Source organism: Sandaracinobacter sp. T42 (genome assembly GCF_059115405.1).
Window position 1 is genome coordinate 2266675 of record NZ_CM181101.1, and the last position, 26681, is coordinate 2293355.

At 64.2% G+C, this 26681-nt stretch carries 17 protein-coding genes and 1 other RNA gene; 10 read left to right on the plus strand and 8 right to left on the minus strand.

Translation table 11 applies throughout. From position 1 onward, the window contains the following. Positions 1 to 24 precede the first annotated feature (24 nt). The 10 genes from ACW9TV_RS11085 to ACW9TV_RS11130 all read left to right on the plus strand — a co-directional run bounded on the left by ACW9TV_RS11085 (position 25) and on the right by ACW9TV_RS11130 (position 12471). A complete protein-coding gene (locus ACW9TV_RS11085; RefSeq protein WP_494305083.1) occupies positions 25 to 591 on the plus strand; it encodes a F0F1 ATP synthase subunit delta in 567 nt (188 codons plus the stop codon). A 3-nt stretch (positions 592 to 594) separates the two neighbouring features. After that, the gene (gene atpA / locus ACW9TV_RS11090; RefSeq protein ID WP_494303539.1) at positions 595 to 2124 is read left to right on the plus strand and encodes a F0F1 ATP synthase subunit alpha; all 1530 of its coding nucleotides are present in this window, start codon (positions 595 to 597) and stop codon (positions 2122 to 2124) included. 12 nt (positions 2125 to 2136) lie between these two features. Then, entirely contained in the window at positions 2137 to 3015 is an 879-nt protein-coding gene (locus ACW9TV_RS11095; RefSeq protein ID WP_494303540.1) for a F0F1 ATP synthase subunit gamma, read from the plus strand. An 18-nt stretch (positions 3016 to 3033) separates the two neighbouring features. Beyond that, complete coding sequence (gene atpD / locus ACW9TV_RS11100; protein ID WP_494303541.1) at positions 3034 to 4482, plus strand: F0F1 ATP synthase subunit beta; 1449 nt, start codon at positions 3034 to 3036, stop codon at positions 4480 to 4482. Continuing rightward, positions 4482 to 4754, plus strand: a complete 273-nt coding sequence (locus tag ACW9TV_RS11105; protein WP_494303542.1) for an ATP synthase F1 subunit epsilon — start codon at positions 4482 to 4484, stop codon at positions 4752 to 4754. Before atpD ends, ACW9TV_RS11105 begins: the two co-directional genes overlap by 1 nt. Before the next feature lie 265 nt (positions 4755 to 5019). Then, positions 5020 to 5529 carry a MaoC family dehydratase gene (locus ACW9TV_RS11110; protein ID WP_494303543.1) on the plus strand — a complete coding sequence of 170 codons (510 nt, stop codon included), beginning with the start codon at positions 5020 to 5022 and terminating at the stop codon, positions 5527 to 5529. Positions 5530 to 5540: 11 nt separating this feature from the next. After that, entirely contained in the window at positions 5541 to 6716 is a 1176-nt protein-coding gene (locus ACW9TV_RS11115; protein WP_494303544.1) for an acyl-CoA dehydrogenase family protein, read from the plus strand. Then, the gene (locus tag ACW9TV_RS11120; RefSeq protein ID WP_494303545.1) at positions 6692 to 7903 is read left to right on the plus strand and encodes a CaiB/BaiF CoA transferase family protein; all 1212 of its coding nucleotides are present in this window, start codon (positions 6692 to 6694) and stop codon (positions 7901 to 7903) included. The genes ACW9TV_RS11115 and ACW9TV_RS11120 overlap by 25 nt, the downstream gene beginning before the upstream one ends. 140 nt (positions 7904 to 8043) lie before the next feature. Further along, positions 8044 to 11163 (plus strand): TonB-dependent receptor domain-containing protein, encoded by a 3120-nt coding sequence (locus ACW9TV_RS11125; protein ID WP_494303546.1) that lies wholly within the window; start codon positions 8044 to 8046, stop codon positions 11161 to 11163. Between the two features lie 165 nt (positions 11164 to 11328). Next, positions 11329 to 12471 carry an acyl-CoA dehydrogenase family protein gene (locus tag ACW9TV_RS11130; RefSeq protein ID WP_494303547.1) on the plus strand — a complete coding sequence of 381 codons (1143 nt, stop codon included), beginning with the start codon at positions 11329 to 11331 and terminating at the stop codon, positions 12469 to 12471. Between the two features lie 37 nt (positions 12472 to 12508). On the opposite strand, the gene gmk is transcribed toward ACW9TV_RS11130, so the two are convergent. The 8 genes from gmk to rpoB form a co-directional block, all read right to left on the minus strand. Next, on the minus strand, positions 12509 to 13147 hold the full coding sequence (gene gmk / locus ACW9TV_RS11135; protein WP_374389273.1) for a guanylate kinase: 639 nt from the start codon (positions 13145 to 13147) through the stop codon (positions 12509 to 12511). Positions 13148 to 13380: 233 nt separating this feature from the next. Beyond that, the gene (fumC, locus tag ACW9TV_RS11140) at positions 13381 to 14769 is read right to left on the minus strand and encodes a class II fumarate hydratase (protein WP_494303548.1); all 1389 of its coding nucleotides are present in this window, start codon (positions 14767 to 14769) and stop codon (positions 13381 to 13383) included. Then, entirely contained in the window at positions 14766 to 15245 is a 480-nt protein-coding gene (locus ACW9TV_RS11145; protein ID WP_494303549.1) for an SspB family protein, read from the minus strand. Before ACW9TV_RS11145 ends, fumC begins: the two co-directional genes overlap by 4 nt. Positions 15246 to 15375: 130 nt before the next feature. Further along, positions 15376 to 15736: a transfer-messenger RNA gene (gene ssrA / locus ACW9TV_RS11150) on the minus strand. 8 nt (positions 15737 to 15744) lie between these two features. Further along, complete coding sequence (locus ACW9TV_RS11155) at positions 15745 to 16893, minus strand: glycosyltransferase family 4 protein (protein WP_494303550.1); 1149 nt, start codon at positions 16891 to 16893, stop codon at positions 15745 to 15747. 96 nt (positions 16894 to 16989) lie between these two features. Beyond that, positions 16990 to 17784: a PEPxxWA-CTERM sorting domain-containing protein gene (locus ACW9TV_RS11160; RefSeq protein WP_494303551.1), complete on the minus strand. Its 795-nt coding sequence runs from the start codon at positions 17782 to 17784 to the stop codon at positions 16990 to 16992. Positions 17785 to 18028: 244 nt separating this feature from the next. Continuing rightward, positions 18029 to 22219, minus strand: coding sequence for a DNA-directed RNA polymerase subunit beta' (rpoC, locus tag ACW9TV_RS11165; RefSeq protein WP_494303552.1), 4191 nt, complete (start codon positions 22217 to 22219; stop codon positions 18029 to 18031). Between the two features lie 46 nt (positions 22220 to 22265). Beyond that, positions 22266 to 26417 carry a DNA-directed RNA polymerase subunit beta gene (rpoB, locus tag ACW9TV_RS11170; protein ID WP_494303553.1) on the minus strand — a complete coding sequence of 1384 codons (4152 nt, stop codon included), beginning with the start codon at positions 26415 to 26417 and terminating at the stop codon, positions 22266 to 22268. Between the last annotated feature and the right edge of the window lie 264 nt (positions 26418 to 26681).

Sequence of the window (26681 nt, forward strand, 5' to 3'; positions counted from 1 at the left end):
AGGCTGTTGGTGGATCTGAACAACATGCGCGTGTCTGTGGCGGCGGCCGGTCTTCCAGGGCGCTATGCGGCGGCCCTCTTCGATCTCGCGCAGTCCGGCAAGGCTTCGGCGAAGACACTGGATGCCACCGCGAAGGATCTCGCCACCCTGAAGGACGCACTGGCCGAATCGGCCGATCTGCGTGCCCTCACCACCTCGCCGGCGATCAGCCGCGAACAGGCCGGCAAGGCGGTCGCGGCCCTTGCCCCCGCGCTCGGCCTCACGGATCTCACCGCCCGATTCCTGGGCGTCCTAGCGCAGAATGGGCGTCTTGCCGTGCTGGCAGACGTGATCCGCCAGTTCGAACTCATGCTTTCCGCCCACAAGGGGTCCACCACGGCGCAGGTAATCGCCGCCCACAAGCTGACGGCGCCGCAGAAGAAGGCGCTGGAAACCAAGCTGAAGGCCCGCACGGGCCGCGCAATCGCGGTGGATGTCACCGTGGATCCCTCGATCCTCGGCGGCCTCATCGTCCGCATCGGTTCCGAACAGATCGACAGCAGCATCAAGACCCGGCTCACGCGCCTCGGTCAGCAAATGAAAGGCCAATAAGAGATGGATATCCGCGCCGCGGAAATCTCCCGCGTCATCCGCGACCAGATCTCGAGCTTCGGCACCGAAGCCGAGGTGTCGGAAGTCGGCCAGGTCCTCTCCGTCGGTGACGGCATTGCCCGCGTCCATGGCCTCGACAATGTCCAGGCCGGCGAGATGGTCGAGTTCCCGGGTGGCATCAAGGGCATGGCCCTGAACCTGGAAGCCGACAATGTCGGCGTCGTGATCTTCGGCGCCGACACCGGCATCAAGGAAGGCGACACCGTCAAGCGCACCGGCACCATCGTGGACGTGCCGGTCGGCAAGGGCCTGCTCGGCCGCGTCGTCGACGCGCTGGGCAACCCGATCGACGGCAAGGGTCCGATCGAAGCCGCCGAGCGCCGCCGCGTCGAAGTGAAGGCGCCGGGTATCATCCCGCGCAAGTCCGTGCATGAACCGGTGCAGACCGGCCTGAAGGCGCTTGACGCCCTGGTCCCCGTCGGCCGTGGCCAGCGCGAACTGATCATCGGCGACCGCCAGACCGGCAAGACGGCCGTCGCGCTCGACACCTTCATCAACCAGCGTGAAGCCAACAAGGGCGACGACGAAGGCAAGAAGCTCTACTGCATCTATGTCGCTATCGGGCAGAAGCGCTCCACCGTGGCGCAGATCGTCCGCGCGCTGGAGGAAAACGGCGCGATGGAATATTCCATCGTCGTCGCCGCAACCGCCTCGGAACCGGCCCCGCTGCAGTTCCTCGCGCCCTACACGGGCTGCACCATGGGGGAATTCTTCCGCGACAATGGCATGCATGCCGTCATCGTCTACGACGACCTTTCCAAGCAGGCCGTCGCCTATCGTCAGATGTCGCTGCTGCTGCGCCGTCCGCCGGGCCGCGAAGCCTATCCGGGCGATGTGTTCTACCTGCACAGCCGCCTTCTGGAACGCGCCGCCAAGATGAACGACGCCAACGGCAACGGCTCGCTGACGGCCCTGCCCATCATCGAGACCCAGGGCGGCGACGTGTCGGCCTATATCCCGACCAACGTGATTTCCATCACCGACGGCCAGATCTTCTTGGAAAGCGGCCTGTTCTATCAGGGCATCCGCCCGGCCATCAACGTCGGCCTCTCGGTCAGCCGCGTTGGCTCCGCCGCGCAGACCAAGGCGATGAAGAAGGTCGCCGGCTCCATCAAGCTGGAACTCGCCCAGTATCGGGAAATGGCCGCCTTCGCCCAGTTCGGTTCCGACCTCGACGCCTCCACGCAGAAGCTGCTGGCCCGCGGCGAGCGCCTGACCGAGCTGCTGAAGCAGCCGCAGTACAACCCGCTTCCCTTCGAGGAGCAGGTCGCCTCCATCTTCGCTGGGGTGAACGGCTATCTCGACGGCGTGCCGGCCAGTGCCGTCACCCGCTATGAAGCGGGCCTTCTGTCGGACCTTCGGACCAACCACCCGAACATCCTGAAGGATATCCGGGACACGAAGGACCTGTCCGACACCACGAAGGCTGCGCTCAAGGACGCGATCGCGGCCTTCACCAAGACCTTTGCCTGAAGGAACGACTAGATGCCTTCATTGAAGGATCTGAAGGTCCGCATCGCCTCGGTGAAATCCACGCAGAAGATCACCAAGGCGATGAAGATGGTTGCAGCCGCAAAGCTGCGCCGCGCACAGGAGCGGGCCGAACAGGGCCGCCCCTACGCCGCGCGCATGGATGCGGTGATTGCCAGCCTTGCCGCCAAGGTGTCGATCGGGCCCGGCACGTCGCCGCTGCTCGCCGGAACCGGCCGGGATCAGGTGCACATGCTTGTCGTCGCAACGGCCGAGCGCGGCCTGTGCGGCGGCTTCAACACCAACATCGTCCGCGCCGCGCGCCGCCATGCCGCAGAGCTTGAGGCGCAGGGCAAAACGGTGAAGCTGTTCCTGATCGGCAAGAAGGGCCGCGCCGCCCTGGTGCGCACGCATCGCGCCGCCATCGTTGAAACGGTTGACCTGTCCGCGCACAAGACGGTGGGCTTCGATATCGCCCAGGGCATCGCCGCCGATCTGATCGCCCGCTTCAACGCCGGCGAATATGACGTGGCGACGCTTTTCTATTCCGAGTTCAAGTCCGCCCTGGTCCAGGAACCGCAGGCACAGCAGCTGATCCCGGTGAAGGTGCCGGAAGCGGCACCCGCCGGAACGGCTTCGGCCGTTGTCGAATATGAACCGGACGAAGAGGCGATCCTCAACGACCTGCTTCCGCGCAACGTGACGGTCCAGCTGTATCGCGCGCTGAACGAGAATGCGGCTTCCGAACAGGGCGCCCGCATGACCGCGATGGACAACGCCACCCGCAATGCCGGGGACATGATCAACCGCCTGACGCTGACATACAACCGCACGCGCCAGGCCGCGATCACCAAGGAACTCATCGAAATCATTTCGGGCGCAGAAGCGCTCTAACCGACGGGACAACAGCTCATGGCAAGCACCACCAACAATGTCGGCCGGATCACCCAGGTCATCGGCGCCGTCGTCGACGTGTCGTTCGAGGACAATCTGCCGGAAATCCTCACTGCGCTGGAAACCACGGTCGAAGGCCGCCGCCTCGTCCTGGAGGTTGCCCAGCACCTGGGTGAAAACACCGTGCGCACGATCGCCATGGATTCGACCGACGGCGTCGTCCGCGGCCAGGAAGTGACGGACACCGGCTCGCAGATCCGCGTGCCCGTCGGCCCGCAGACGCTGGGCCGGATCATGAACGTGATCGGCGAGCCCATCGACGAGCGCGGCCCCGTGGGCGCCACGCAGACGGCCCCCATTCACGCGCCGGCCCCGGAATTCACCGACCAGTCGACGGAAGCCGCCATCCTCGTCACGGGCATCAAGGTCGTCGACCTGATCGCCCCCTACGCCAAGGGCGGCAAGATCGGCCTGTTCGGCGGCGCCGGCGTGGGCAAGACGGTTCTGATCCAGGAACTGATCAACAACATCGCCAAGGGCCACGGCGGCTATTCCGTGTTCGCCGGCGTGGGCGAGCGCACCCGCGAAGGTAACGATCTCTACCACGAGTTCCTCGATGCGGGCGTCATCGCCAAGGACGCCGATGGCAACCCCACGCCGGAAGGTTCCAAGGTCGCCCTGGTGTTCGGCCAGATGAACGAGCCGCCGGGGGCCCGCGCCCGCGTCGCCCTCTCCGGCCTCACCATCGCGGAATATTTCCGCGACGTGGAAGGCCAGGACGTGCTGTTCTTCGTGGACAACATCTTCCGCTTCACCCAGGCCGGCTCGGAAGTGTCGGCGCTGCTGGGCCGCATCCCGTCGGCCGTGGGCTATCAGCCGACGCTCGCCACCGACATGGGCGCGCTCCAGGAACGCATTACCTCCACCACCAAGGGCTCGATCACCTCGGTGCAGGCCATCTACGTTCCCGCCGACGACTTGACCGACCCGGCGCCTGCCACCTCCTTCGCCCACCTCGACGCGACCACCACGCTCAGCCGCCAGATCGCCGAACTCGGCATCTATCCGGCCGTGGACCCGCTGGATTCCACCAGCCGGGTGCTGGAGCCGCGCATCGTCGGCCAGGATCATTATGAAACGGCCCGCGCCGTCCAGCAGATCCTTCAGAAGTACAAGTCGCTGCAGGACATCATCGCCATCCTCGGCATGGATGAACTGTCGGAGGAAGATAAGCTGGTCGTGGCCCGCGCCCGCAAGATCCAGCGCTTCCTCAGCCAGCCGTTCCACGTTGCCGAAGTGTTCACCGGCCAGCCCGGCGTGTTCGTGCAACTTGCCGACACCATCAAGGGCTTCAAGGCCATCGTGAACGGCGAATATGATCATCTGCCCGAAGCCGCCTTCTACATGGTCGGCACCATCGAGCAGGCCGTCGAAAAGGCCCAGCGCCTGGCGGCGGAAGCCGCGTAATGGCCGATCTGCACTTCGAACTGGTCTCGCCGGAGCGGCTCGTCCGCTCCGGCCCGGTCCATATGGTCGTGGTGCCCGGCACCGACGGCGATTTCGGTGTCCTGGCCGGCCATGCCCCGATGATGAGCACGATCCGCCCCGGCGAGATCGCCATCTATGCCTCGGCCGGCGCCACGCCGGAACGCATCCATATCGAAGGGGGCTTCGCCGAAGTCTCCGAAAAGGGCCTCACCATCCTCGCCGAAAAGCTGGAGCCGGTGACCACCCACTGACGTGAAGCGCCCGCCCCGGCCGCGCGCCGGGGCAGGCAGCCATCCGTCTTCAACGCCTGTGCGGCAAACCGCCAGCGAAACAGCCTTGTCCAACCCGCCAGGCGGATCTCCGCCATCGGCAGATCGCTTTCCCGGCCGGCAAGGTTCACCCCAAGTATCAGCCCGCGGCCCGACCCCGCGCCCCGCTTCTTGCGGTCAATCCCTCATCTGCCAGTGTTGACAGCCGCGATCGCCCGGCCTTTCCTGATCGCGGAAGGGACTATTCATGCGCGATGCCGCAGTCGAGATCGCTCCGGGCCGCTACCGGGAAAGCCAGGGCCGCTGGTTCGAGGATTTCCGCGTGGGCGACATTTACGAGCACCGCCCCGGCCGAACCATCTCGGAGGCGGACAACACATGGTTCACCCTGCTCACCATGAACAGCCACCCGCTGCATTTCGATCATGAATATGCCGCGAAAACCGAATTCGGCCGCCCGCTCGTCGTCTCCACCCTCACGCTTGCAATCCTTACCGGCATGTCGGTGTCCGATGTCAGCGCCAAGGCCGTCGCCAACCTGGGGTGGACGGATATCCGCCTTCCCCACCCCGTCTTCCACGGCGACACGCTATATGCGGAAAGCGAGGTGACCGAGCTGCGCGACAGCGAAAAGCGCCCCGCGCAGGGCATCGTCACCATCCGCACCACAGGCCGGAACCAGCATGGCACGGTGATCTGCACCTACCTGCGCACCATGCTTGTCTGGAAGCGGGGCCACGGCCCCGACAGCCTCTGAAGGGTCCGAAAATGGCCACAGCCTCAGCCCCGCGCACCATCGACCCGGCCTTCGAAGCCCAGTTGCTGGACAGCATCGAACGCTGGACCGATCGGGAACTGAAGCCCATCGCCCGGCGGCACGACATCGAAGACCTCTACCCGGAACACCTCATCGATCAGATGCGCGAACTGGGTCTGTTCGGCGCGACGATCGGCCAGCAATGGGGCGGGCTCGGGCTGCCGGCCGCCACCTATGTGAAGATCGTCGCCGCCATCTGCCGGGTCTGGATGGCGCCAACCGGCATCTTCAACTCGCACCTGATGCTGGCCCACGCCATCGAACGCGCCGGCACGCCCGAACAAAAGGCAAAATGGCTGCCGCGCCTTGCCAGCGGGGAGTTGCGCGGCGGCCTCGCCCTGACAGAGCCCGGCGCCGGCACCGATCTTCAGGGCATCCGCACAACAGCCCGCCTCGATGGCGATCACTATGTGCTGAACGGCCAGAAAACCTGGATCACGAACGCCGTGAAGGGCGATGTCGTCGCCCTCCTCGCGCGCACTGATCCCGCGGCAGAGCCGCGCCACGCAGGCATGGGCCTGTTCATCGTCGACAAGCCGCGCGAAGGCCTCTCCACGCCGGCCAAGCTGCCCAAGATGGGCTATCGCGCGATCGATACCGGCCCGATCTATCTTGACAATGTGCGCGTGCCTGCGGACCAGCTGATCGGCGGCATCGAAGGCCAGGGTTTCTATCAGGCAACCGGTGGTCTTGAGCTGGGCCGCATCAATGTCGCTGCGCGCGGCGTCGGAATGGCTGAAGGGGCGCTCGATCTCGCCACCGCCTATGCCCAGCAACGCCAGACCATGGGCAAGCCCATCTCAGCGCATCAGGCGATCCAGCTGAAACTGGGGGAAATGGTCACCCGGGCCCGCGCTGCCCGCCTCCTCACGCTGGACGCGGCAGACGCCTATGACCGGGGCGAGCGGTGCGACATGGAAGCGGGCATGGCGAAGTATTTCGCCTCCGAAGCTGCCCGCGACAATGCCGAGGAAGCGATGCGGATCCACGGCGGCAACGGCTTCAGCCAGGATTATGAGGTCGAACGTTTCTACCGCGACGCGATGCTGCTGATCATCGGCGAAGGCACCAACGAAATGCAGCGCATCATCGTGGCCCGCCAGTGGGTGAAGCGGAACCCCGCCTGATGCACCTGCCGCTGTCGGGCGTCCGCATCCTCTCGGTCGAGGCCTATGGCGCCGGCCCCTATGGCACCATGATGCTGGCCCAGCTTGGGGCGGAAGTGATCAAGATCGAACCGCCAGGCCGGGGCGACAGCGCGCGGGATACCGGGCCCCATTTCCTGGGCCCCAACGACAGCCTCTTCTTCCAGACGTTCAACCTGAACAAGCGATCGCTGACGCTGGATCTGAAATCGCCGGATGGGCAGCAAATCCTGCACCGGCTCGTGGCGACGGCCGATGCCGTTACCAACAATGCAAGGGGCGATCAGCCGGCGAAACTGGGGATCGACTATGCCACGCTCGGCCCGATCAGGCCCGCCATCGTCTGCGTCCACGCCTCCGCTTATGGCCGCCAAAATGAACGCGCCGCCTGGCCCGGCTATGATTACCTGATGCAGGCCGAAGCCGGTTTCCTCTCCGTCACCGGAGAGCCCGGCCAGCCGCCGACGCGTTTCGGCCTCTCCATGGTGGATTACATGACCGGCCAGATGCTGGCGACGGCAACGCTCGCGGGCCTTCTGGATGCCCGGGCCAGCGGAAAGGGGCGCGATTACGACATTTCCCTGTTCGACGCCGCCCTGCACCAGACAAGCTATCCCGCGACCTGGTACCTGAACCGGGGCGATGTCACGGGCCGCGCCCCGCGATCCGCACATCCGTCCGTGACGCCCTCGCAACTGTTCCGCACGGCAGACGGCTGGCTGTTCGTGATGGCGCAGCTTCCCAAATTCTGGAGCCGGCTGGTCGAAGCCCTCGATGCCCCCCAGCTTGCCGCAGACCCGCGCTTCGAAACCGTCGCGGCCCGGCTCGCAAACCGCGATGCGCTGACCACCGAACTGGACCGCATCTTCGAAACCGCGCCAACAGCCCACTGGATCGGCCTTCTGGGCGGCATCTGCCCCGTCGCCCCCGTCAACGACATCCGGCAGGCGCTGGAAAATCCTTTCGCAATCACCGAAGGGCTGATCGAACCGGTTCCGCACCCACTGGAACCGTCCATGCGCGTGCTGGCCAATCCCGTCCGTATCGATGGCCGCCGGCTGCCGGCTCGCCCAGCGCCGGCGCTGGGCGCAGACACGCAAGATCTGCTGACAGAACTGGGCTACTCCTCCGGCGAAATCCAGCGACTCACCGGCAACGGAACTGTCTGATAAGCCAGACAAATCTGCCAGATTGTGTCGGTTTGGCAACAGTCGTTCAGCAAATTCTCCAGATTGAAGCATGACGCTTTCATGACAGATGTGACTGTCCCATCCTCTGTTCATGTAATGGTCAGATTCGGGGAAAAGTAATGCGTTCAATCCTCCTTATCGGCGCCTCTCTGGCTGCCCTCGTGTCCACACCGGCACTTTCCCAGGCCGAAACCGCCGCCACCGATAGCGCTGCCGACGAAATGATCGTCGTCACCGGTTCGCGGATCTCGCGCCCCAATCTTGATTCCGCAGTGCCCATCTCTACCATCACCGCGCAGGAACTGCGGGAAACCGGCGAAGTATCGCTTGGCGACACGCTCAACCTGATGCCGCAGTTCCGCCCGACCTACAGCACCCAGAACTCCGGCCGCTTCATCGGCACCGCCGGCATCAGCGCACTGGATCTGCGCGGCATGGGCACGTCGCGCACGCTGGTGCTGCAGAATGGCCGCCGCCACGTCTCGTCACAGCCCGGCCAGCAGACGGTCGATGTGAACACGATTCCCTCGGAACTGGTGGAACGCGTCGATGTCGTAACCGGCGGCAACTCCGCCCTCTACGGCTCCGACGCCGTTGCCGGCGTCGTCAACTTCATTACCAAACGGGATTATGAAGGGCTCGAAATCCGGGCTCAATCCGGCCTGTCCTCGCGGTTCGACCGTGGCAACTATTACCTCAGCGTCACAGCCGGCAAGAACTTCGCCGATGGCCGCGGCAACATCGCCGCGAATGTCGGCATAAGCTCCGCACCGCCTCTTTTCTTCGCCGACCGCGACGGGCAGACAGGCGCCTTCTCCGGCCGCCGCCAGTTCCAGTTGACGGAAAACACCACCTTCTCTGGCCCGAACAACACCACGGAACCTGCGGCTGGCAACGGCATTCCAGACACAACCCTGCTCTCGGGCCTGAAGAATGCCGGCATCTCGACGGGTGGGGCCATCACCTCCGTCTGCACAGGCTCCGCAGACCGTCGGGCTCTCAACTGTTCGGGCATCCTGTCGCCCTCGTCGCGCAACGCCGACGGCTCGCTGAATTACACCGAACTGGGGAACATCTTCGTGTTTGCCCCGGATGGCAGCCTGGTCAAGAACAATGGCACGCTGGATTTCCGCCCGTTTGGCTCAGGCAACTTCCAGGGTGGCAGCGGCTCGACGCTGCGTGAAACCGGCCTGCTTCAGGTCGGGCAGACGAACTACACCGGCAACCTTCTGGCTTCCTACGAATTCAGCGATGCCGCCCGTCTGTTCTTCGAAGGCAAGTTCGTCCGCTCGGAAGCAATCCAGGAAGGTCAGCCGACTTTCTCGTCCGGCGCGCTGAACCCCACCTTCTCCATCAACAACCCCTTCCTCACCCCGCAGGCCCGCGCCCTGCTGGTGCAGAGCCTGGCGCCCGGCGCCACCGGCTTCACCATGCAGCGCTTCAACATCGATTTCGGCGGCCGCGGCGAAAACCACAAGCGCGACGTGTACCGGATCGTTACCGGTCTCGAGGGCAACTTCCTCGACTCCTGGCGATACGAAGTGTCGCTGAACTACGGTCATGCGGATACCTTCTACCGCACACGCGGCAACGTGAATCTGGCGAATTTCACCCGTTCGGTGAATGCCGTGCTGAACAGCGCAAACCAGATCGTCTGCGCGGTGAACGCAGACGCCATCGCCACCAACGACGATCCGGCGTGTGTCCCCATCAACCTTTTCGGCGTCGGCAAGCCGTCGGCAGCGGCGCTGAACTACATCGTCCACGAATCCAGCCGGAAGCAGTGGGCCGAACAGTTCAACGCACTCGCCTTCGTGTCGGGGGATTCCGCGAAGTGGTTCGAACTGCCCGGCGGTCCGGTCGGCTTCGCGATCGGTGCCGAATACCGCCAGGAAAACAGCTTCTCCGCCTATGATCCGTTCACGGCCGGCGGTGGCACCTTCCTGAACGCCATCGCCACCTTCGATCCGCCGAAGCTGGAAGTCTGGGACGGTTTCGGTGAAATCCGCCTGCCGATCCTGGCAGAGGTGCCCTTCTTCCATGAACTGTCGCTGGAAGGCGCAGCGCGGGTTTCCAACTACAATGTTGGCAACACCGGCACGGTCTGGGCCTACAACATCGGCGCCATCTGGGCCCCGGTGCCGGATGCCCGCTTCCGCGCCAGCTACGCCAAGGCCGTCCGCGCGCCGACCCAGACGGATCTGTTCGGATCGACCGCACAGACCTTCCTGAACGGCCTCATCGACCCCTGCGGCCAGCAGAACATCAACGCCAACCCGAACCGGGTGGCGAACTGCGCAGCCGCCGGCGTGCCGACAACGCAGACCTTCACGGTCGGCGGGACGACGACGACAGAACCCTTCACCAATCGTCCGGCTTCGGGCATCCTCGGCCTGTCGGGCGGCAACCCCGATCTCGAGGAAGAGCGTTCGACCAGCTGGACAGTCGGCGGCGTGTTCCAGCCGCGCTGGGTGCCGGGCCTGACGCTGTCGGTCGATTACTACAACATCGACATCGACAATGTGATCGTCACCATCGGTGCGCAGACGATCATCAACCAGTGCTATGACAGCCCCGACGGCATCAACAACCAGTTCTGCAAGGCGATCACCCGGAACCCGAACGGCACCTTCGCGGGCCAGCAGAACGTGCTGCACGGGGGCGGTCAGGCCAACTTCGCCACCACCGGCAACTCCTTCCTGCAAGGGCCGTTCAACTATGCACGGCAGACAACGGAAGGCGTGGACTTCGACCTGGCCTATACCTACCCCAGCAAGGGCGACTGGCGCCTGAGCGCCCGTGCAACCGTGGCATGGCTGATGGGCCGTGACCAGTTCACCTCCGTCACGGAACCCGATCGCCGCACCCGCATCAAGGGCACACTGGGCGATCCGGAATGGAACGCCCGACTGAACATGACGCTGGGCTACAAGGCCGTCGATTTCGTGTGGACCATGCGCTACATCGACAAGATGACGATCGCGCCGAACTACGGCACCATGCTTTCCGAGCAGGATCGCCCGCCGACGAACGCCGACAATTTCCCGAAGATCTGGTATCCAGCCTACACCTACCACGACTTCCGCATTGATGGGAAAATCGGCAACCACTCGCTGTTCGTCGGTGTGGACAACGCGTTCGACGCGCTGCCGCCCTACGACCTGCTCGGCACCGAAGCCGGCGCGCCCTACACCAACACGGGCCGCTTCTTCTATGTCGGCGCTCACCTGAAGTTCTGATCGGCAATCTGCCTGGAACGACGAAAGGGCGGGGTCTTTACCCCGCCCTTTTTTCATGCACGCCTGCCGTGCGGTTCACGCGATCCGCGCTTCACCCTCCCCACCCCTACAGGTGGCGAACGCCCGCACATGTGGCATCGCACCCTCAAAGAGGAGACCACGCACATGCTCGACATTCGCCACCGCACGGCCTTCAATGAAGACCACAACGCCTTCCGCGATCAGGTCCGCAAGTTCTTCGACAAGCATCTTGTCCCCAACCTCGATCGCTGGGAAGAAGATGGCCTGGTGGATCGCCAGTTCTGGCTCGCCGCCGGCGAAGCCGGGCTTCTGTGCCCCACCGTTCCGGAAGAACTCGGCGGCCTGGGGCTCGATTTCGGCTACAACGCCGTCATCGATGAAGAGCTGGCATATCTCGGCTCCTCGGCGGGCATCACGCTCCAGTCCGACATCGTCGCCGACTATCTCGTCAACTACGGCTCCGACGAGCAGAAGGCGAAGTATCTGCCCAAGATGATCACGGGCGAATGCATCACCGCCATCGCGATGACGGAACCGGGCGCCGGTTCCGATCTTCAGGGTGTGCGCACCACCGCCCGCCGCGACGGCAACCATTATGTGATCAACGGCTCGAAAACCTACATCACCAACGGCCAGAACTGCGACATGGTGATCGTCGTCGCCAAGACGAATCCCGATGCTGGCTCCAAGGGCACCAGCCTCATCATCGTGGATGCCGGCACGCCTGGCTTCTCCAAGGGCCGCAACCTCGACAAGATCGGCCAGAATTCCGCCGACACGTCTGAACTCTTCTTCGAAGACGTGCGCGTGCCCATCACCAACTGCCTGGGCGCTGAAAACCAGGGCTTCATCTACCTGATGAGCCAACTGCCGCAGGAACGTCTTTCCATCGCCGTTGGCGCCATGGGCGGCGCCCAGCGCGCTTTCGACGAAGCGGTGAAGTTCGTCCGCGACCGCAAGGCCTTCGGCAAGCCGATCCTCGATTTCCAGAACACCCGCTTCGTGCTGGCTGATCTGAAGGCCAAGCTGCAGGTGGGCTGGGCGCACCTCGATGTCTGCCTGAAAAAGCACATGGCCGGCGAACTGGATGCGTATGAAGGCGCGGCAGCCAAGCTGTGGCATACCGAGCTGCAGTGGGAAATCTGCGACAAGGCACTGCAACTGCATGGCGGCGCGGGCTACATGAACGAATATCCGATCGCCCGTCTGTGGCGCGACGCGCGCGTGCAGCGCATCTATGGCGGCACCAGCGAGATCATGAAGGAACTGATCGGCCGCAGCATCTGAGGTTCAGGGGCGGGGGCCAGGCGCCTCCGCCCTGCCCTCATTCGCCGGCAAGGAGATCCCGCACGAAGCCGGCCAGCCCGCGCTGCCGTTCCCGGCGCAGCCGCTCCGTCGTCAGGATGGAGCGGATCTCGTGCAGGCACTGGCCGGGATCGTCATTCACCAGGATATAATCATATTCGGCCCAATGGCTGATCTCGTCGGCCGCGCGGCTCATCCGCTGGGTGATCACGTCCTCGCTGTCCGCCGCGCGGGTCCGCAGGCGCGATTCCAGCTCTTCAAGGCTGGGCGGCAGCAGGAAAATGGAAACAAGGTCGCCGCCGGCCTGGCTCTGCCGAAGCTGCTGGGTGCCCTGCCAGTCGATGTCGAACAGGATGTCCCGGCCTTCGCTCAGTGCCGTTTCCACCGGGCCGCGCGGGGTGCCGTATCGGTTGCCGAACACGGTCGCCCATTCCAGGAACTGCCCCGTCTGCACCATGTGGTCGAACTGGTCCTGGCTCACGAACTGATAATCATGGCCGTCGATCTCGCCCGTGCGCGGCTTGCGCGTCGTGGCTGAAACCGACAGCGAGATCTGAGGGTCCGTCGCCAGAAGGCGCTTGGTCATGGTGGTCTTTCCCGCACCGGACGGGCTGGAAAGGACGAGCATCAGCCCGCGGCGGGCACCGGGAATCGACATGGCAAGCGACTAGAACATGCCGGCGCCCGATGGAACCCCGGCCGGAAGCGAACAGGTCAGCTCTGCCGGATCGGCGAACCGCCAGCTGCCATCGGCATAAGGCCACGAAGCGGTCGAAGGCGGCACGGAAGGCGGGGTGAGGGCCCGGTTGCGGCAAACGCCGGCACCGTTGCCAGCATCCCGCCAGCCAATGCGCCCCCGGCCAGCAGATTCCGGCTCGGGATGTGCTTGTGTCAGCCCCCTGTCGTCATTGTCTCCGGGCGAACGAGCCGCCGGAACTGCGACTCCGTCACATGGCCCAGCTTCAGCCCCGCCTCCAGCAGGGTCGTCCCCTCGTGGTGCGCCAGCTTGGCGATCTCGGCCGCCTTGTCATACCCGATCTCGGGCGCCAGCGCCGTCACCAGCATCAGCGACCGGCCGACCAGCTCCGCGATGCGTGCCCGGTTCGGTTCCAGCCCCTCCACGCACCGCGCTGCGAAGCTTTCCATGCCCACCGCCAGCAGATCGATGGAGCGCAGGATATTGGCCCCGATCAGCGGCTTGAACACATTCAGTTCAAGATGCCCCTGAAGCCCCCCAACCGTCACCGCGACATGATTGCCCATCACCTGGGCCGCCACCATCGTCAGCATCTCACTCTGCGTGGGGTTCACCTTCCCCGGCATGATGGAGCTTCCCGGCTCGTTCGCGGGCAGCTCCAGTTCGCCCAACCCGGATCGCGGCCCGGAACCCAGCAGGCGGATGTCATTCGCGATCTTCGTCAACGCCACGGCCAGGCTGTTCAGCCGCCCGGAAAAATCCACCAGCGTGTCGTGGCTCGCCAGCGCCTCGAACTTGTTGGGCGCGGTTTCGAACGCCACCCCGGTCAGCACGCTGATCTCGCGCGCGAAATCCGCGCCGAAGCCGTCGGGCGCGTTCAGCCCGGTGCCCACTGCGGTCCCGCCCTGCGCCAGCTTCGTCAGCGCATGCGCAACCAGCGGCTCCGTGCGCATCCGCGCCAGTTTCAGCTGCGCCACATAGCCGGAAAACTCCTGACCCAGCGTCAGCGGCGTCGCATCCTGCAGGTGTGTCCGCCCGATCTTCACGATGTCGGCCCAGCTTCCGGCCTTGGCCAGAAGCGCCGATTCCAGCCGCTCCAGCGCCGGGAACAGCTTCCGCCGCGCCGCCAGCACAGTGGCCACATGCATCGCGGTCGGGAAGCTGTCGTTGCTGCTTTGCCCCATGTTTACATGGTCGTTGGGATGAACCGGGCTCTTTCCGCCGCGCCGGCCGGTCAGCAACTCGTTCGCGCGGCCCGCGATCACCTCGTTCACGTTCATGTTGCTCTGGGTGCCGCTGCCCGTCTGCCAGATCACCAACGGAAACTGGTCGTCCAGCCGGCCGGCGACCACTTCAGCCGCAGCGGCTTCGATCGCATCCGCAATGTCGGGGGCAAGCCCATGCCTGCGGTTCACCCGCGCAGCCGCCTGCTTCACCAGCGCCAGCGCATGCACCAGGCCCACAGGCATTCGCTCGGTGGCGCCAAAGGGGAAATTCCCGATGGATCTCTGGGTCTGAGCGCCCCAGTAGGCTGTGTCGGGCACCTCGATCGCGCCCAGGCTGTCGGTTTCGGTGCGGCTCACTTCTTCCGCTTGAAGTCGAACGAAACCACGTTCGACCCGGCTTCGCTGTCCTCCACAGGCGGAGGCGGCGGTTCGTCGGCCGGCTCCGGCATGGTCACCACGAACTGAAGCGCGAAATTCACCGCCGGATCCACAAAGCCCGTGATGGCCTTGTAAGGGATCGAAAGCTTGGCCGGCACCTGATTGAAAGTCAGCCCCACCTCGAAATGCTCGTCATCAACGAGCAGATCCCAGTACCGGTGCTGCAGCACCACCGTCATCTCTTCGGGATAGCGTTCCAGGAGATGCTTCGGCATGTCCACGCCCGGAAACCGGGTGCGGAACGCGATGAAGAAATGATGGGCTCCGGGCAAGCCGCCACCATCCGCCACATCACCAAGCACACGCCGCACGACTTGGCGAAGCGAATCCTGAACGATCTCATCATAAGGGATGAGGCTGTCCGGTGGTTCCTGATTCTCGGGCGGTTCGGTCACACGCCACAAGTGGCCTTGGCGCCAGTAAGCGTCAAGGGGCGGGAAAGCATGCGGAGAGGGGTTCGTGGCATCATCAGCCGTCTGGGTGGGATGCAGGCGCTTCTGTTGCCCGGCGCGCCTGCGAGCCGCTGGAATCCGATTCTGTTACCGGGTTCGGCCCGAACCCTGCTCAAGCGTTGTAACCAAGGCCGTTAGGCCAACAGGTTACGCAGCAATCGCAAATGCCTCGTTGTCGTTGGCATTTGTGGGTTTTGAACGGTTTAACGGCGCATTCAGGCCGGGCAAAAATACCGTCGTTCCGCACACGTCTATCCTGGTTCGGCCCCGTCAGAGGCCTCGCCCTGCAATCGCTCGCATGGCGGGGCTTTTGGTGGAGCCGCCGGGTACTGCCCCCGGGTCCGCTGTGAGTACTGGTACGGCATCATTCATCACCATCTCCGCCCGAAGGCGGCAATGGCGATATAAGCCCAACGATCCGGAAATGTAAGGGCCTGGGCGGTCAGCCACGCCCCGTCAGGGCCAGATACCGGTCGATGACGGAATCGTTGATTGCATCCCAGTCATAGGCCTGTGCGCGCACGAAGCTGGCTTCGCCGTGGGCGCGGCGCAGATCGGGGTTGCGCACATAAGCCTCCACCGCATCCGCAAAGGCGCCGATGTCGCCGGCCGGCACCAGCCGCCCCGAAACCCTGTCCGCCACCAGAGAGGAAGCCCCGGTCGCCCGTGCCGCAATCGGCGGCACCGCGCACGCCATGGCTTCCAGGGTGACGTTTCCGAAGGTCTCGGTCACGCTGGGGTTCAGGAACATGTCGAAACTGGCATAAGCCCGGCCCAGCGCCGCCCCGGTCTGGAAGCCGGCGAATGTCGCGCCCGGAACCTGCCCCTCGAACTCGGCGCGCGCGGGGCCGTCCCCTACGACCAGCAGATGATGCGGCACACCGCGCCGTCGCAGCTCGGCCATGGTCGCCGCCACCACGTCCAGGCCCTTTTCAAGGACCAGCCGCCCCACGAACCCGATCACAGGCACGTCATCGCTGATCCCCAGGCCGTGGCGCCAGCCCATGTCGCGCGCCTCCGGCGTGAAGATCTTTCGATCAACCCCCCTGCTCCAGATCCGGATCTTGTCTGAATAGCCCTCGGCCCTCAGCACATCCGCCATGCTGTCCGAAGGCGCATAGATTTCCGTCAGGTCGCCGTAAAAGCTTTTCAGCAACCGTTCCACGCCACGCCGGATGAAGCCCATCCGATAATAGTCGAAATAGGTTTCGAACCGGGTGTGAACGGATGCGACGACAGGCAGCCCCTGCCCCTGCCCCCATTTCTTCGCGTCATGGCCCAGCCAGTCCGGCGCAGACAGATGCACGATATCCGGACGGAAGGATTCCAGATCGGCCTTCACCGCGCGCGGCAGGCCCAGCGCCACCCGATATTCGCCCCGCCCGGGGATCGGCACGGATGGCACGCCGATCAGCGTCCCCGTCGCCTCGAAAGCCGGCACATCCACCACCGGCGAATAGACCCTGGGCTCCAGTCCACGAACCAGCATCCGCCCCACCAGCCGGTTCAGGGCCTGGTTCGCCCCGTCCTTCACATAATTGTAGTTGCCCGAAAACAGCGCGACGCGCAGCGGCCCATTTTCAACACCCATGATCACGCCGCCTAAAACCAGACTGTGGCAGACGTGCGGCATGAAAAGGGGGCCGGCGGCTGGCAGCCACCGGCCCCCTTCAATGCTGGCCTGATATCAGGCGGCCGTGTGCGCCAGCGTCCGCTTGCGGCGGGCCGCAAGTCCGATGGCGCCAAAGCCGATGATCAGCATCGCCCAGGTCGCGGGTTCGGGCACGGCGCCCGGATCGCTGATCTGGTCGACAGAGCTTGCGATGATGGCCGCATTGCCGTTGGCGAAGCGGGCCAGCACCTTTGCCGGATTTTCCCCTGTCAGCTGCGCGCCAAATTCCACGGCGGATGGATTGTAGGGGAAAGTGGTGTCAGCCGTGATCGGGCTGGTCTGGCCGGCCGGCGTCAGATCGATGGTCAGATTCGATCCGCCTTGTGCATAGCCACTGACGCCCGAATGCCCCTGCACCAGCCCGATGGGATTGTTGCCATCGTCGTTCGCGGCATAGGCCGCGAAGGCGCCCCGATATTCACCGATATAGCCCTTGCCGTTGCCGTTCAGCACATAGGTCAGCGCGTTGGTGAACAGGGCCGCCGTCTCCGCGCTGTTCGGGATGTCGTCCTGCCAGTCCCCGTTGAACAGCACGACATTGCCGGTCACATAAGCCTTCACGTTCGCCGCAGCCGCAACGGAAAGACCAACCCCGAAGCTGTAGCCGTCGCGCGTATAGACGAAGGCATCATAGCTATCGAGGAAGCCGGCCGTCGCCAGCTGGGCATCGGTCACATAGGTTACGGTGTGGCTGTCATCGTACAGTCCGCCGATGAAATTTTGCCCGAAAACAGCCAGGTTTGCGGCCTGTGCGCCGGAAGCAGCAGCCAGCAGCGCTGCGCCGGCAAGTGCAAGTCTGAAATTCGACATTCGGATCCTCCTGTTGGAACTGCCCACCCCACAGATCCAGCAAAATCCATGCCGACCGATCAGATAAATTTTCCCTATGATTCTCAGATAATTACAATGCCAGAAGCACATGCCATCTGAGAGTTTCGTAAAAAAATCTTACGTCTACTGGGTAATAAAGTGGCGCAACAGATACAATCCGCAAACAGAAAGACCCCCGCGGCGTGCACCGCGGGGGTCTTTGCTTCAGCCTCTGCCCGTGGCGTCAGGCGTCGGCGGTCGCGTCGCTCGCCGCCGCCAGCGCCGCCTGCTGCGCCCGAAGCGCAGCATCGCGGCTCGTCGCCGTCACCCGCAGGCGGCCCAGCGCCGCCCCGGTGCCGGCCGGGATCAGGCGGCCGACGATCACATTCTCCTTCAGGCCCTGCAGCGTGTCCGCCTTGCCCTGAACGGCCGCCTCGGTCAGCACGCGCGTCGTTTCCTGGAACGAAGCGGCTGAGATGAAGCTGCGGGTCTGCAGGCTCGCCTTGGTGATGCCCAGCAGCACCGGCTTGCCTTCCGCGGGCCGCTTGCCTTCCGCAATGGCCTTGGCGTTTGCCTCGTCCATTTCCTCGCGGTCGACCTGCTCGCCCTTCAGCAGCGTGGTGTCGCCGTCGTCGGTGATTTCCACCTTCTGCAGCATCTGGCGAACGATCACTTCAATGTGCTTGTCGTTGATCTTCACGCCTTGCAGTCGATACACTTCCTGAATTTCCGAGCAGAGATATTCAGCCAGCTTCTCGACACCCAGCACATCCAGGATGTCGTGCGGGTTCGCAGGGCCGTCCACGATGAAGTCGCCCTTGCGCACAAGGTCGCCTTCCTGAACGGACATGTGCTTGCCCTTCTGCAGCAGATAGACGATCGGCTCCGAACCGTCCTCGGGGTGCAGTTCCACGCGGCGCTTCGCCTTGTAGTCCTTCCCGAACACGATCCGGCCATCCACCTTGGCGATGATGCCGTTGTCCTTCGGCACGCGGGCTTCGAACAACTCGGCGACCCGCGGCAGACCGCCGGTGATGTCCCGCGTCTTGGCGGCTTCGCGCGGCATCCGCGCCAGCACGTCGCCCGCTTCCACCCGCTGCCCATCGGAAACCGAAAGGATGGCGCCCACCGGCAGCAGATAGCGGCCGGCTTCGCCGCTGCTGTCGTCCAGCAGCGTCATCCGCGGGCGAAGATCGTCCTTCGCCTTGGATGCCTTCCATTCCGAAACCACCTTCTGCGCAATGCCCGTGGCGTCGTCGGTTTCTTCCTTCAGCGTCTGGCCGTCGACCAGGTCCTGATACTTCACCACGCCGGATTTGTCGGTGATGATCGGCCGGGTGTAAGGGTCCCACTCGGCAAGCCGCTGGCCCTTCTTCACCTTTTCCCCGTCCTTCACCGACAGGATCGCACCGAACACGATCTTGTGAACCGAACGTTCGCGCCCTTCGGCGTCCACGATCACCAGTTCACCACCGGTCGGCGCCATGCCGATGATCCGGCCCTTGCTGTCCTTGATGACCGGCAGGTTGCGGTACTGTGCAACGCCGTCGACAGGCGCGTCATGGCTGGATTGCTCGCTCACCTGTGCGGCGCCGCCGATGTGGAAGGTGCGCATCGTCAGCTGCGTGCCGGGTTCGCCGATGGACTGGGCGGCAATCACGCCGACAGCCTCGCCGATGTTCACCGGCGTCCCGCGGGCAAGATCCCGTCCATAGCAGCGGCCGCAAACGCCCTGCTGGGCTTCGCACACCAGCGGAGAACGGATCTTCACATCCGCGATGCCGGCATCCTCGATGGCCTTCACCATCTTCTCGTCCAGCAGCGTATCGCGCGCGAACAGCACCTCGCCCGTCTTCGGATCGACGATATCGTCGCACACGGTCCGGCCCAGGATGCGTTCCGCCAGCGTCACGATGACAGAGCCGCCTTCGACGATGGCCTTCATCATCAGCCCGCGCGACGTCTCGCAATCGTCCTCCAGCACCACGCAATCCTGCGACACGTCGACAAGACGGCGCGTCAGATAGCCCGAGTTCGCGGTCTTCAACGCGGTATCCGCCAGGCCCTTCCGGGCACCGTGCGTGGAGTTGAAATACTCAAGGACGGTCAGACCTTCCTTGAAGTTGGAGATGATCGGCGTCTCGATGATCTCGCCCGAAGGCTTGGCCATCAGGCCGCGCATGCCGGCCAGTTGCTTCATCTGGGCCTGCGAACCCCGCGCGCCCGAATGCGCCATCATGTAGACGGAGTTGATCGCCCGCTGGCGCCCGGTCTTGGGATCGATGGGCGTCGCGGAGATTTCCTTCATCATCTCCTCGGCGACCTTGTCGCCGCAACGCGCCCAGGCGTCGACCACCTTGTTGTACTTCTCGCCCTGCGTGATCAGGCCGTCCTGATACTGCTGCTCGAAGTCCTTGGCGAGCGCGCGCGTCTCCTCGACCAGCGGCTCCTTCGTCGCCGGGATCACCATGTCGTCCTTGCCGAACGAAATTCCGGCCTGGCAGGCGTGGCGGAAGCCCAGCGCCATGATCGCATCCGCGAACAGCACGGTCTCCTTCTGCCCGGTATGGCGATAGACGGTGTCGATCACATCGCCGATCTCCTTCTTGGTCAGAAGGCGGTTCACCGTTTCGAAGGGCACCTTGTGGCTCTTCGGCAGGCATTCGGCGATCAGCATACGCCCGGGCGTGGTCACGAATCGCTTCATCGCGGTGTGGCCGGCCTCGTCCGTCTGCGGAACGCGCGCCTCGATGCGCGTATGCAGCGTCACCACGCCGGCTGTCAGCGCCGCATGCACTTCCGCCATGTCGGCGAACAGAGGCAGCTTCTCGCGCCGGGTGCCGTCCGGCAAGTCGATATACTCGGGCGACTTTTCCTGCCGCTCCATGGAGAGGTAGTAGATGCCCAGAACCATGTCCTGCGACGGCACGATGATCGGCTTGCCGTTCGAAGGGCTGAGGATGTTGTTGGTGGACATCATCAGCACACGCGCTTCCAGCTGCGCCTCAAGGCTCAGCGGAACGTGAACGGCCATCTGGTCGCCGTCGAAGTCGGCGTTGAAGGCGGCGCACACCAGCGGGTGCAGCTGGATCGCCTTGCCTTCGATCAGCACCGGCTCGAACGCCTGGATGCCAAGGCGGTGCAGCGTCGGCGCCCGGTTCAGCAGAACCGGATGCTCGCGGATCACCTCGTCCAGGATGTCCCAGACTTCCTTGCGCTCCTTCTCGACATACTTCTTCGCCTGCTTCAGCGTCATCGACAGGCCCTTGGCGTCCAGCCGAGCGTAGATGAACGGCTTGAACAGCTCCAGCGCCATCTTCTTGGGCAGGCCGCATTGGTGCAGCTTCAGTTCCGGGCCTGTCACGATAACCGAACGGCCGGAATAATCGACGCGCTTGCCAAGCAGGTTCTGCCGGAACCGGCCCTGCTTGCCCTTCAGCATGTCGGACAAGCTCTTCAGGGGCCGCTTGTTGGCGCCCGTGATGGTGCGGCCACGGCGGCCGTTGTCGAACAGCGCGTCAACGGCTTCCTGCAGCATGCGCTTTTCGTTGCGCACGATGATGTCCGGCGCGCGCAGTTCGATCAGCCGCTTCAGGCGGTTGTTCCGGTTGATCACGCGGCGGTAAAGGTCGTTCAGGTCGGATGTCGCGAAGCGGCCACCATCCAGCGGGACCAGCGGGCGCAGTTCCGGCGGGATCACGGGGATCACCGTCAGGATCATCCACTCGGGCCGGTTGCCGGATTCCAGGAAGCTCTCGACGATCTTCAGCCGCTTGATGATCTTCTTCGGCTTCAGTTCCGACTTGGTCGTCGCCAGTTCCTCGAGGAGCTCTTCCTTCTCGGATGCGAGGTCCAGTTCCATCAGCAGTTCGCGGATCGCCTCCGCGCCGATGCCGGCACGGAAGGCCTCCTCGCCATACTGGTCCTGGGCGTCCAGATACTCGTCCTCGTTCAGAAGCTGGAACTTCTTCAGCGGGGTCATGCCCGGCTCGGTGACGATGTACATCTCGAAATAGAGGACGCGCTCCAGATCCTTCAGCGTCATGTCCAGCAGCATGCCGATGCGGCTGGGAAGCGACTTCAGGAACCAGATGTGGGCAACGGGCGCCGCCAGTTCGATATGGCCCATCCGTTCCCGACGGACCTTCGAGACCGTGACTTCAACGCCGCACTTCTCGCAGACGATGCCCTTGTACTTCATGCGCTTGTACTTGCCGCACAGGCATTCGTAATCCTTGATCGGGCCGAAGATACGCGCGCAGAATAGGCCGTCACGCTCGGGCTTGAACGTGCGGTAGTTGATGGTTTCGGGCTTCTTGATCTCCCCGAACGACCAGCTGCGGATCTTGTCGGGCGACGCGATCGAGATCTGGATCTGATCGAACGTCTCCGGCTTGGCGGCCGGCGAGAAAGCGTTGGGAACCAGTTCGTTCATGATTTCTCCTCGCCCCCCTTGAAGGGGGGCTGATCAGATTCGGATATCAGGCGTCGGCGTCGGTTGCTTTCAGCTCGACGTTCAGGCCGAGCGAGCGCATTTCCTTCACCAGCACGTTGAAGCTCTCGGGGATGCCGGCCTCGAAGGTGTCGTCACCCTTGACGATCGCTTCATAGACCTTGGTGCGGCCGACCACATCGTCCGACTTCACCGTCAGCATTTCCTGCAGCGTATAGGCCGCGCCATAGGCCTGCAGCGCCCAGACTTCCATTTCCCCGAAGCGCTGGCCGCCGAACTGGGCCTTGCCGCCCAGCGGCTGCTGAGTAACCAGGCTGTACGGCCCGATGGAGCGCGCGTGGATCTTGTCGTCCACCAGGTGGTGCAGCTTCAGCATGTAGATGTAGCCGACGGTCACCTTGCGGTCGAACGCCTCGCCGGTGCGGCCGTCGAACAGCTCGACCTGTCCCGAACTGTCCAGCCCGGCCAGTTGCAGCATGTGCGACACATCCGCTTCCTTGGCGCCGTCGAACACGGGCGTCGCCATGGGAACGCCCGGCGTCAGGCTGTCCGCGAACTTGATCAGGTCCTCGTCCGTCATCGCCGCGACATTCGCCTGCTCGCCATACACGGCGTCCAGGTTTGCACGCAGCTTCGCCAGGTCACCCGCGGCATCGGAAACCGCCGCTTCGTTCTGGTGGCGGATCGATTCCAGGAGCCCGGCCACCTGGCGGCCAAGGCCGCGCGCGGCCCAGCCCAGGTGGGTTTCGAAGATTTGCCCCACGTTCATCCGCGAAGGCACGCCCAGCGGGTTCAGCACCAGATCGACGGCCGTGCCATCTTCCAGGAACGGCATGTCTTCCGACGGCAGGATGCGGGAAATCACACCCTTGTTGCCGTGGCGGCCGGCCATCTTGTCGCCCGGCTGAAGCTTGCGCTTCACGGCAACGAACACCTTCACCATCTTCAGCACGCCCGGCGGCAGTTCGTCGCCACGCTGCAGCTTGTCCTTCCGGTCTTCCAGCCGTTCCGCGATGGACTTCATCGCCTCGTCATACTGGGCCCGGCTGGCTTCCAGGTTCGCCTGGCAGTTGTCGTCGGCAACGCCGAACTTCCACCATTCGCGCTTCGGCTGCTCGTCCAGCAGCGCCTCGTCGATGACGGCGCCCTTCTTCACGCCCTTGGGGCCGGTCACCACCGTCTGCCCCAGCAGCATGTCCTTCAGGTGCGCGAAGGTCGCCCGGTCGAGGATGCCGCGCTCGTCGGCCGCATCCTTTTCCAGCCGGTCGATTTCCTCGCGCTCGATGGCCAGCGCCCGCTCGTCCTTGTCGATGCCGTGGCGGTTGAACACCCGCACTTCCACGATGGTGCCCGCCACGCCCGGCGGCAGACGCAGCGAGGTGTCGCGCACGTCGCTCGCCTTTTCACCGAAGATGGCGCGCAGCAGCTTCTCTTCGGGCGTCATCGGGCTTTCGCCCTTGGGCGTGATCTTGCCGACAAGGATATCGCCCGGCTCGACCTCGGCGCCGATATAGACGATGCCGGCTTCATCCAGGTTGCGAAGCGCTTCCTCGCCGACGTTCGGGATGTCGCGCGTGATGTCTTCCGGCCCAAGCTTGGTGTCGCGGGCCATCACTTCGAATTCCTCGATGTGGATCGAGGTGAAGATGTCCTCGCGCACGATGCGCTCGTTGATGAGGATGGAATCCTCGTAGTTGTAGCCGTTCCAGGGCATGAACGCGACGAGCGCGTTCCGACCCAGCGCCAGCTCGCCATACTGCGTGCTGGGGCCGTCGCAGATGATGTCGCCCTTGGCCACCACATCGCCCACCTTCACCAGCGGACGCTGGTTGATGCAGGTGTTCTGGTTGGAGCGCTGGAACTTCATCAGCGTGTAGATGTCGACCATGGTCTTGCCCGGCTCGACCTCTTCCGTCGCCCGGATCACGATCCGGCCGGCGTCCACCTGGTCAACGATGCCCGCCCGGCGGGCGGCGATTGCAGCGCCGGAATCCCGGGCCACCGTCTCTTCCATGCCGGTGCCCACGAACGGCGCTTCGGCCTTCACCAGCGGCACGGCCTGCCGCTGCATGTTCGATCCCATCAGCGCCCGGTTGGCGTCATCGTTTTCCAGGAACGGGATCAACGAGGCGGCGACGGACACCAGCTGCTTGGGCGACACGTCCATCAGCGTGATCTGCTCGCGCGGGGCGATCAGGAATTCGCCGGCTTCGCGGGCGGAAACCAGATCCTCCACGATGCGGCCTTCGGCATCCAGCTCGACGTTCGCCTGCCCGATGGTGTGGCGCGCTTCCTCCATGGCCGAGAGGTAGATCACCTCGTCGGTCACCTTGCAGTCCACCACCTTGCGGTACGGTGTTTCGATGAAGCCGTACTTGTTCACCCGGCTGAAGGTCGCCAGGCTGTTGATGAGGCCGATGTTCGGCCCTTCCGGCGTTTCGATGGGGCAGATCCGGCCATAATGGGTCGGGTGAACGTCGCGGACTTCGAAGCCCGCGCGTTCGCGGGTAAGCCCGCCCGGCCCGAGCGCCGAAACACGACGCTTGTGCGTCACTTCCGACAGCGGGTTCGTCTGGTCCATGAACTGCGAAAGCTGGCTGGAACCGAAGAACTCGCGCACGGCCGCCACGGCCGGCTTCGCGTTGATCAGATCGTTCGGCATCACGGTGGAGATGTCGACAGACGACATCCGCTCCTTCACCGCGCGCTCCATGCGCAGCAGGCCGACGCGATAGCTGTTCTCCAGCAGTTCGCCCACCGAACGCACCCGGCGGTTGCCCAGGTTGTCGATGTCGTCGATCTCGCCCTTGCCGTCCTTCAGCTCCACGAGCGTCTTCACGACGGCGAGGATGTCCTCGTTGCGCAGCGTCGTCAGATCGTCCGGCGCGTCGAGGCCCAGACGCATGTTCATCTTCACCCGGCCCACGGCGGACAGGTCATAGCGCTCGGGGTCGAAGAAGAGGCCGGCGAACAGCGCTTCGGCGGTTTCGCGCGTCGGCGGTTCGCCGGGGCGCATCACGCGATAGATGTCGGCCAGCGCCTGGTCGCGCTCTTCGGCCTTGTCCGCCATCAGCGTGTTGCGGATCCAGGGGCCCACGTTCACGCCATCGATGTCCAGCACGTCGACATGGGCGAAGCCCGCATCGGTCAGCTTGTCCAGATGCTCCTGCGTCAGCTCGTCACCGGCCTCCACATAGATGGCGCCGGTTTTCTCGTTGATCAGGTCAAAGGCAGAGAAACGACCAAGGATCTCGTCGGCGGGCACCAGCAGCGTGGTCACGCCTTCCGTCTGCGCCTTCTTGGCGGCGCGCGGCGTCACCTTCTCGCCGTCCTTGAACAGAACTTCGCCGGTGTCCGCGTTCAGCACGTCGAACGTCGGCTTCTGGCCGCGCCACTGCTCGACCACGAAGGGCATGCGCCAGCCGTTCAGCTTGGTGTCCCGCTCCCAGCGGACGGTGCCGTAGAAGTGGTTCAGGATCTCCTCGCCACTGAGGCCCAGCGCATACAGCAGCGACGTGACCGGCAGCTTGCGCTTCCGGTCGATCCGCACGTTCACGATGTCCTTGGCGTCGAATTCGAAGTCCAGCCAGCTGCCACGATAGGGGATCACACGGGCCGCGAACAGGAACTTGCCGCTGCTGTGGGTCTTGCCGCGGTCATGGTCGAAGAACACGCCCGGCGACCGGTGCATCTGGCTCACGATCACGCGCTCGGTGCCGTTCACCAGGAAGGTGCCGTTCTCCGTCATGAGCGGCATGTCGCCCATGTAGACATCCTGTTCCTTGATATCGATGACGGAGCGGGTGCCGGTATCGGCGTCCACCTCGAACACGATCAGGCGCAGCGTCACCCGCATCGGGGCGGCGAAGGTCATGCCGCGCTGGCGGCATTCCTCCATGTCGTACTTCGGGTCTTCCAGCTCATAGTTCACGAAATCCAGCTCGGCGGTGCCGGCAAAGTCGCGGATCGGGAACACCGAGCGAAGGGTCTTCTCCAGGCCGGATACATAGCCGATCTCGGGGCGCGAACGCAGGAACTGCTCATAGCTCTCGCGCTGAACCTCGATCAGGTTCGGCATCTGCACGGCTTCGGCGATATTGCCGAAAACGCGGCGGATGCGGCGGGTTGCGCGGAAACGATTCGCAGCGGAACGGGTGGGTTCAACGGCCTTGGTCGCCATGTGGCACGGGTCCTTCGGTCAAGAATTCTTGTGCGCGATCGAGACACGAAAAGCCGCATGACCAAGGCGTTACCCCGGCTGCGGCTGTGCGCGTATCCCGAAACACTCCGGCCCAATGCGTGAAGGCGCTGCGCGACGGCGCCCCTATCCCGAACTGAAGTGAGGCAGCGCCTATAGAAAGGCTGCCGGTGCCTGTAAAGGGTCAGCCGGCTTCGCAGCAAACCGCCGCCATCCTCGCCCTGCCGGCATCTGCATCGAATATCG

Bases quoted from the DNA above. Each gene is read 5' to 3' on its own strand.
- ACW9TV_RS11085 (WP_494305083.1), top strand. From the start codon at position 25: ATGCGCGTGTCTGTGGCGGCGGCCGGTCTTCCAGGGCGCTATGCGGCG.
- rpoB (WP_494303553.1), bottom strand. From the start codon at position 26,417: ATGGCGACCAAGGCCGTTGAACCCACCCGTTCCGCTGCGAATCGTTTC.
- atpD (WP_494303541.1), top strand. From the start codon at position 3,034: ATGGCAAGCACCACCAACAATGTCGGCCGGATCACCCAGGTCATCGGC.
- ACW9TV_RS11095 (WP_494303540.1), top strand. From the start codon at position 2,137: ATGCCTTCATTGAAGGATCTGAAGGTCCGCATCGCCTCGGTGAAATCC.
- ACW9TV_RS11130 (WP_494303547.1), top strand. From the start codon at position 11,329: ATGCTCGACATTCGCCACCGCACGGCCTTCAATGAAGACCACAACGCC.
- ACW9TV_RS11160 (WP_494303551.1), bottom strand. From the start codon at position 17,784: ATGTCGAATTTCAGACTTGCACTTGCCGGCGCAGCGCTGCTGGCTGCT.
- ACW9TV_RS11125 (WP_494303546.1), top strand. From the start codon at position 8,044: ATGCGTTCAATCCTCCTTATCGGCGCCTCTCTGGCTGCCCTCGTGTCC.
- rpoC (WP_494303552.1), bottom strand. From the start codon at position 22,219: ATGAACGAACTGGTTCCCAACGCTTTCTCGCCGGCCGCCAAGCCGGAG.
- ACW9TV_RS11110 (WP_494303543.1), top strand. From the start codon at position 5,020: ATGCGCGATGCCGCAGTCGAGATCGCTCCGGGCCGCTACCGGGAAAGC.
- ACW9TV_RS11155 (WP_494303550.1), bottom strand. From the start codon at position 16,893: ATGGGTGTTGAAAATGGGCCGCTGCGCGTCGCGCTGTTTTCGGGCAAC.
- ACW9TV_RS11115 (WP_494303544.1), top strand. From the start codon at position 5,541: ATGGCCACAGCCTCAGCCCCGCGCACCATCGACCCGGCCTTCGAAGCC.
- gmk (WP_374389273.1), bottom strand. From the start codon at position 13,147: ATGTCGATTCCCGGTGCCCGCCGCGGGCTGATGCTCGTCCTTTCCAGC.
- ACW9TV_RS11105 (WP_494303542.1), top strand. From the start codon at position 4,482: ATGGCCGATCTGCACTTCGAACTGGTCTCGCCGGAGCGGCTCGTCCGC.
- atpA (WP_494303539.1), top strand. From the start codon at position 595: ATGGATATCCGCGCCGCGGAAATCTCCCGCGTCATCCGCGACCAGATC.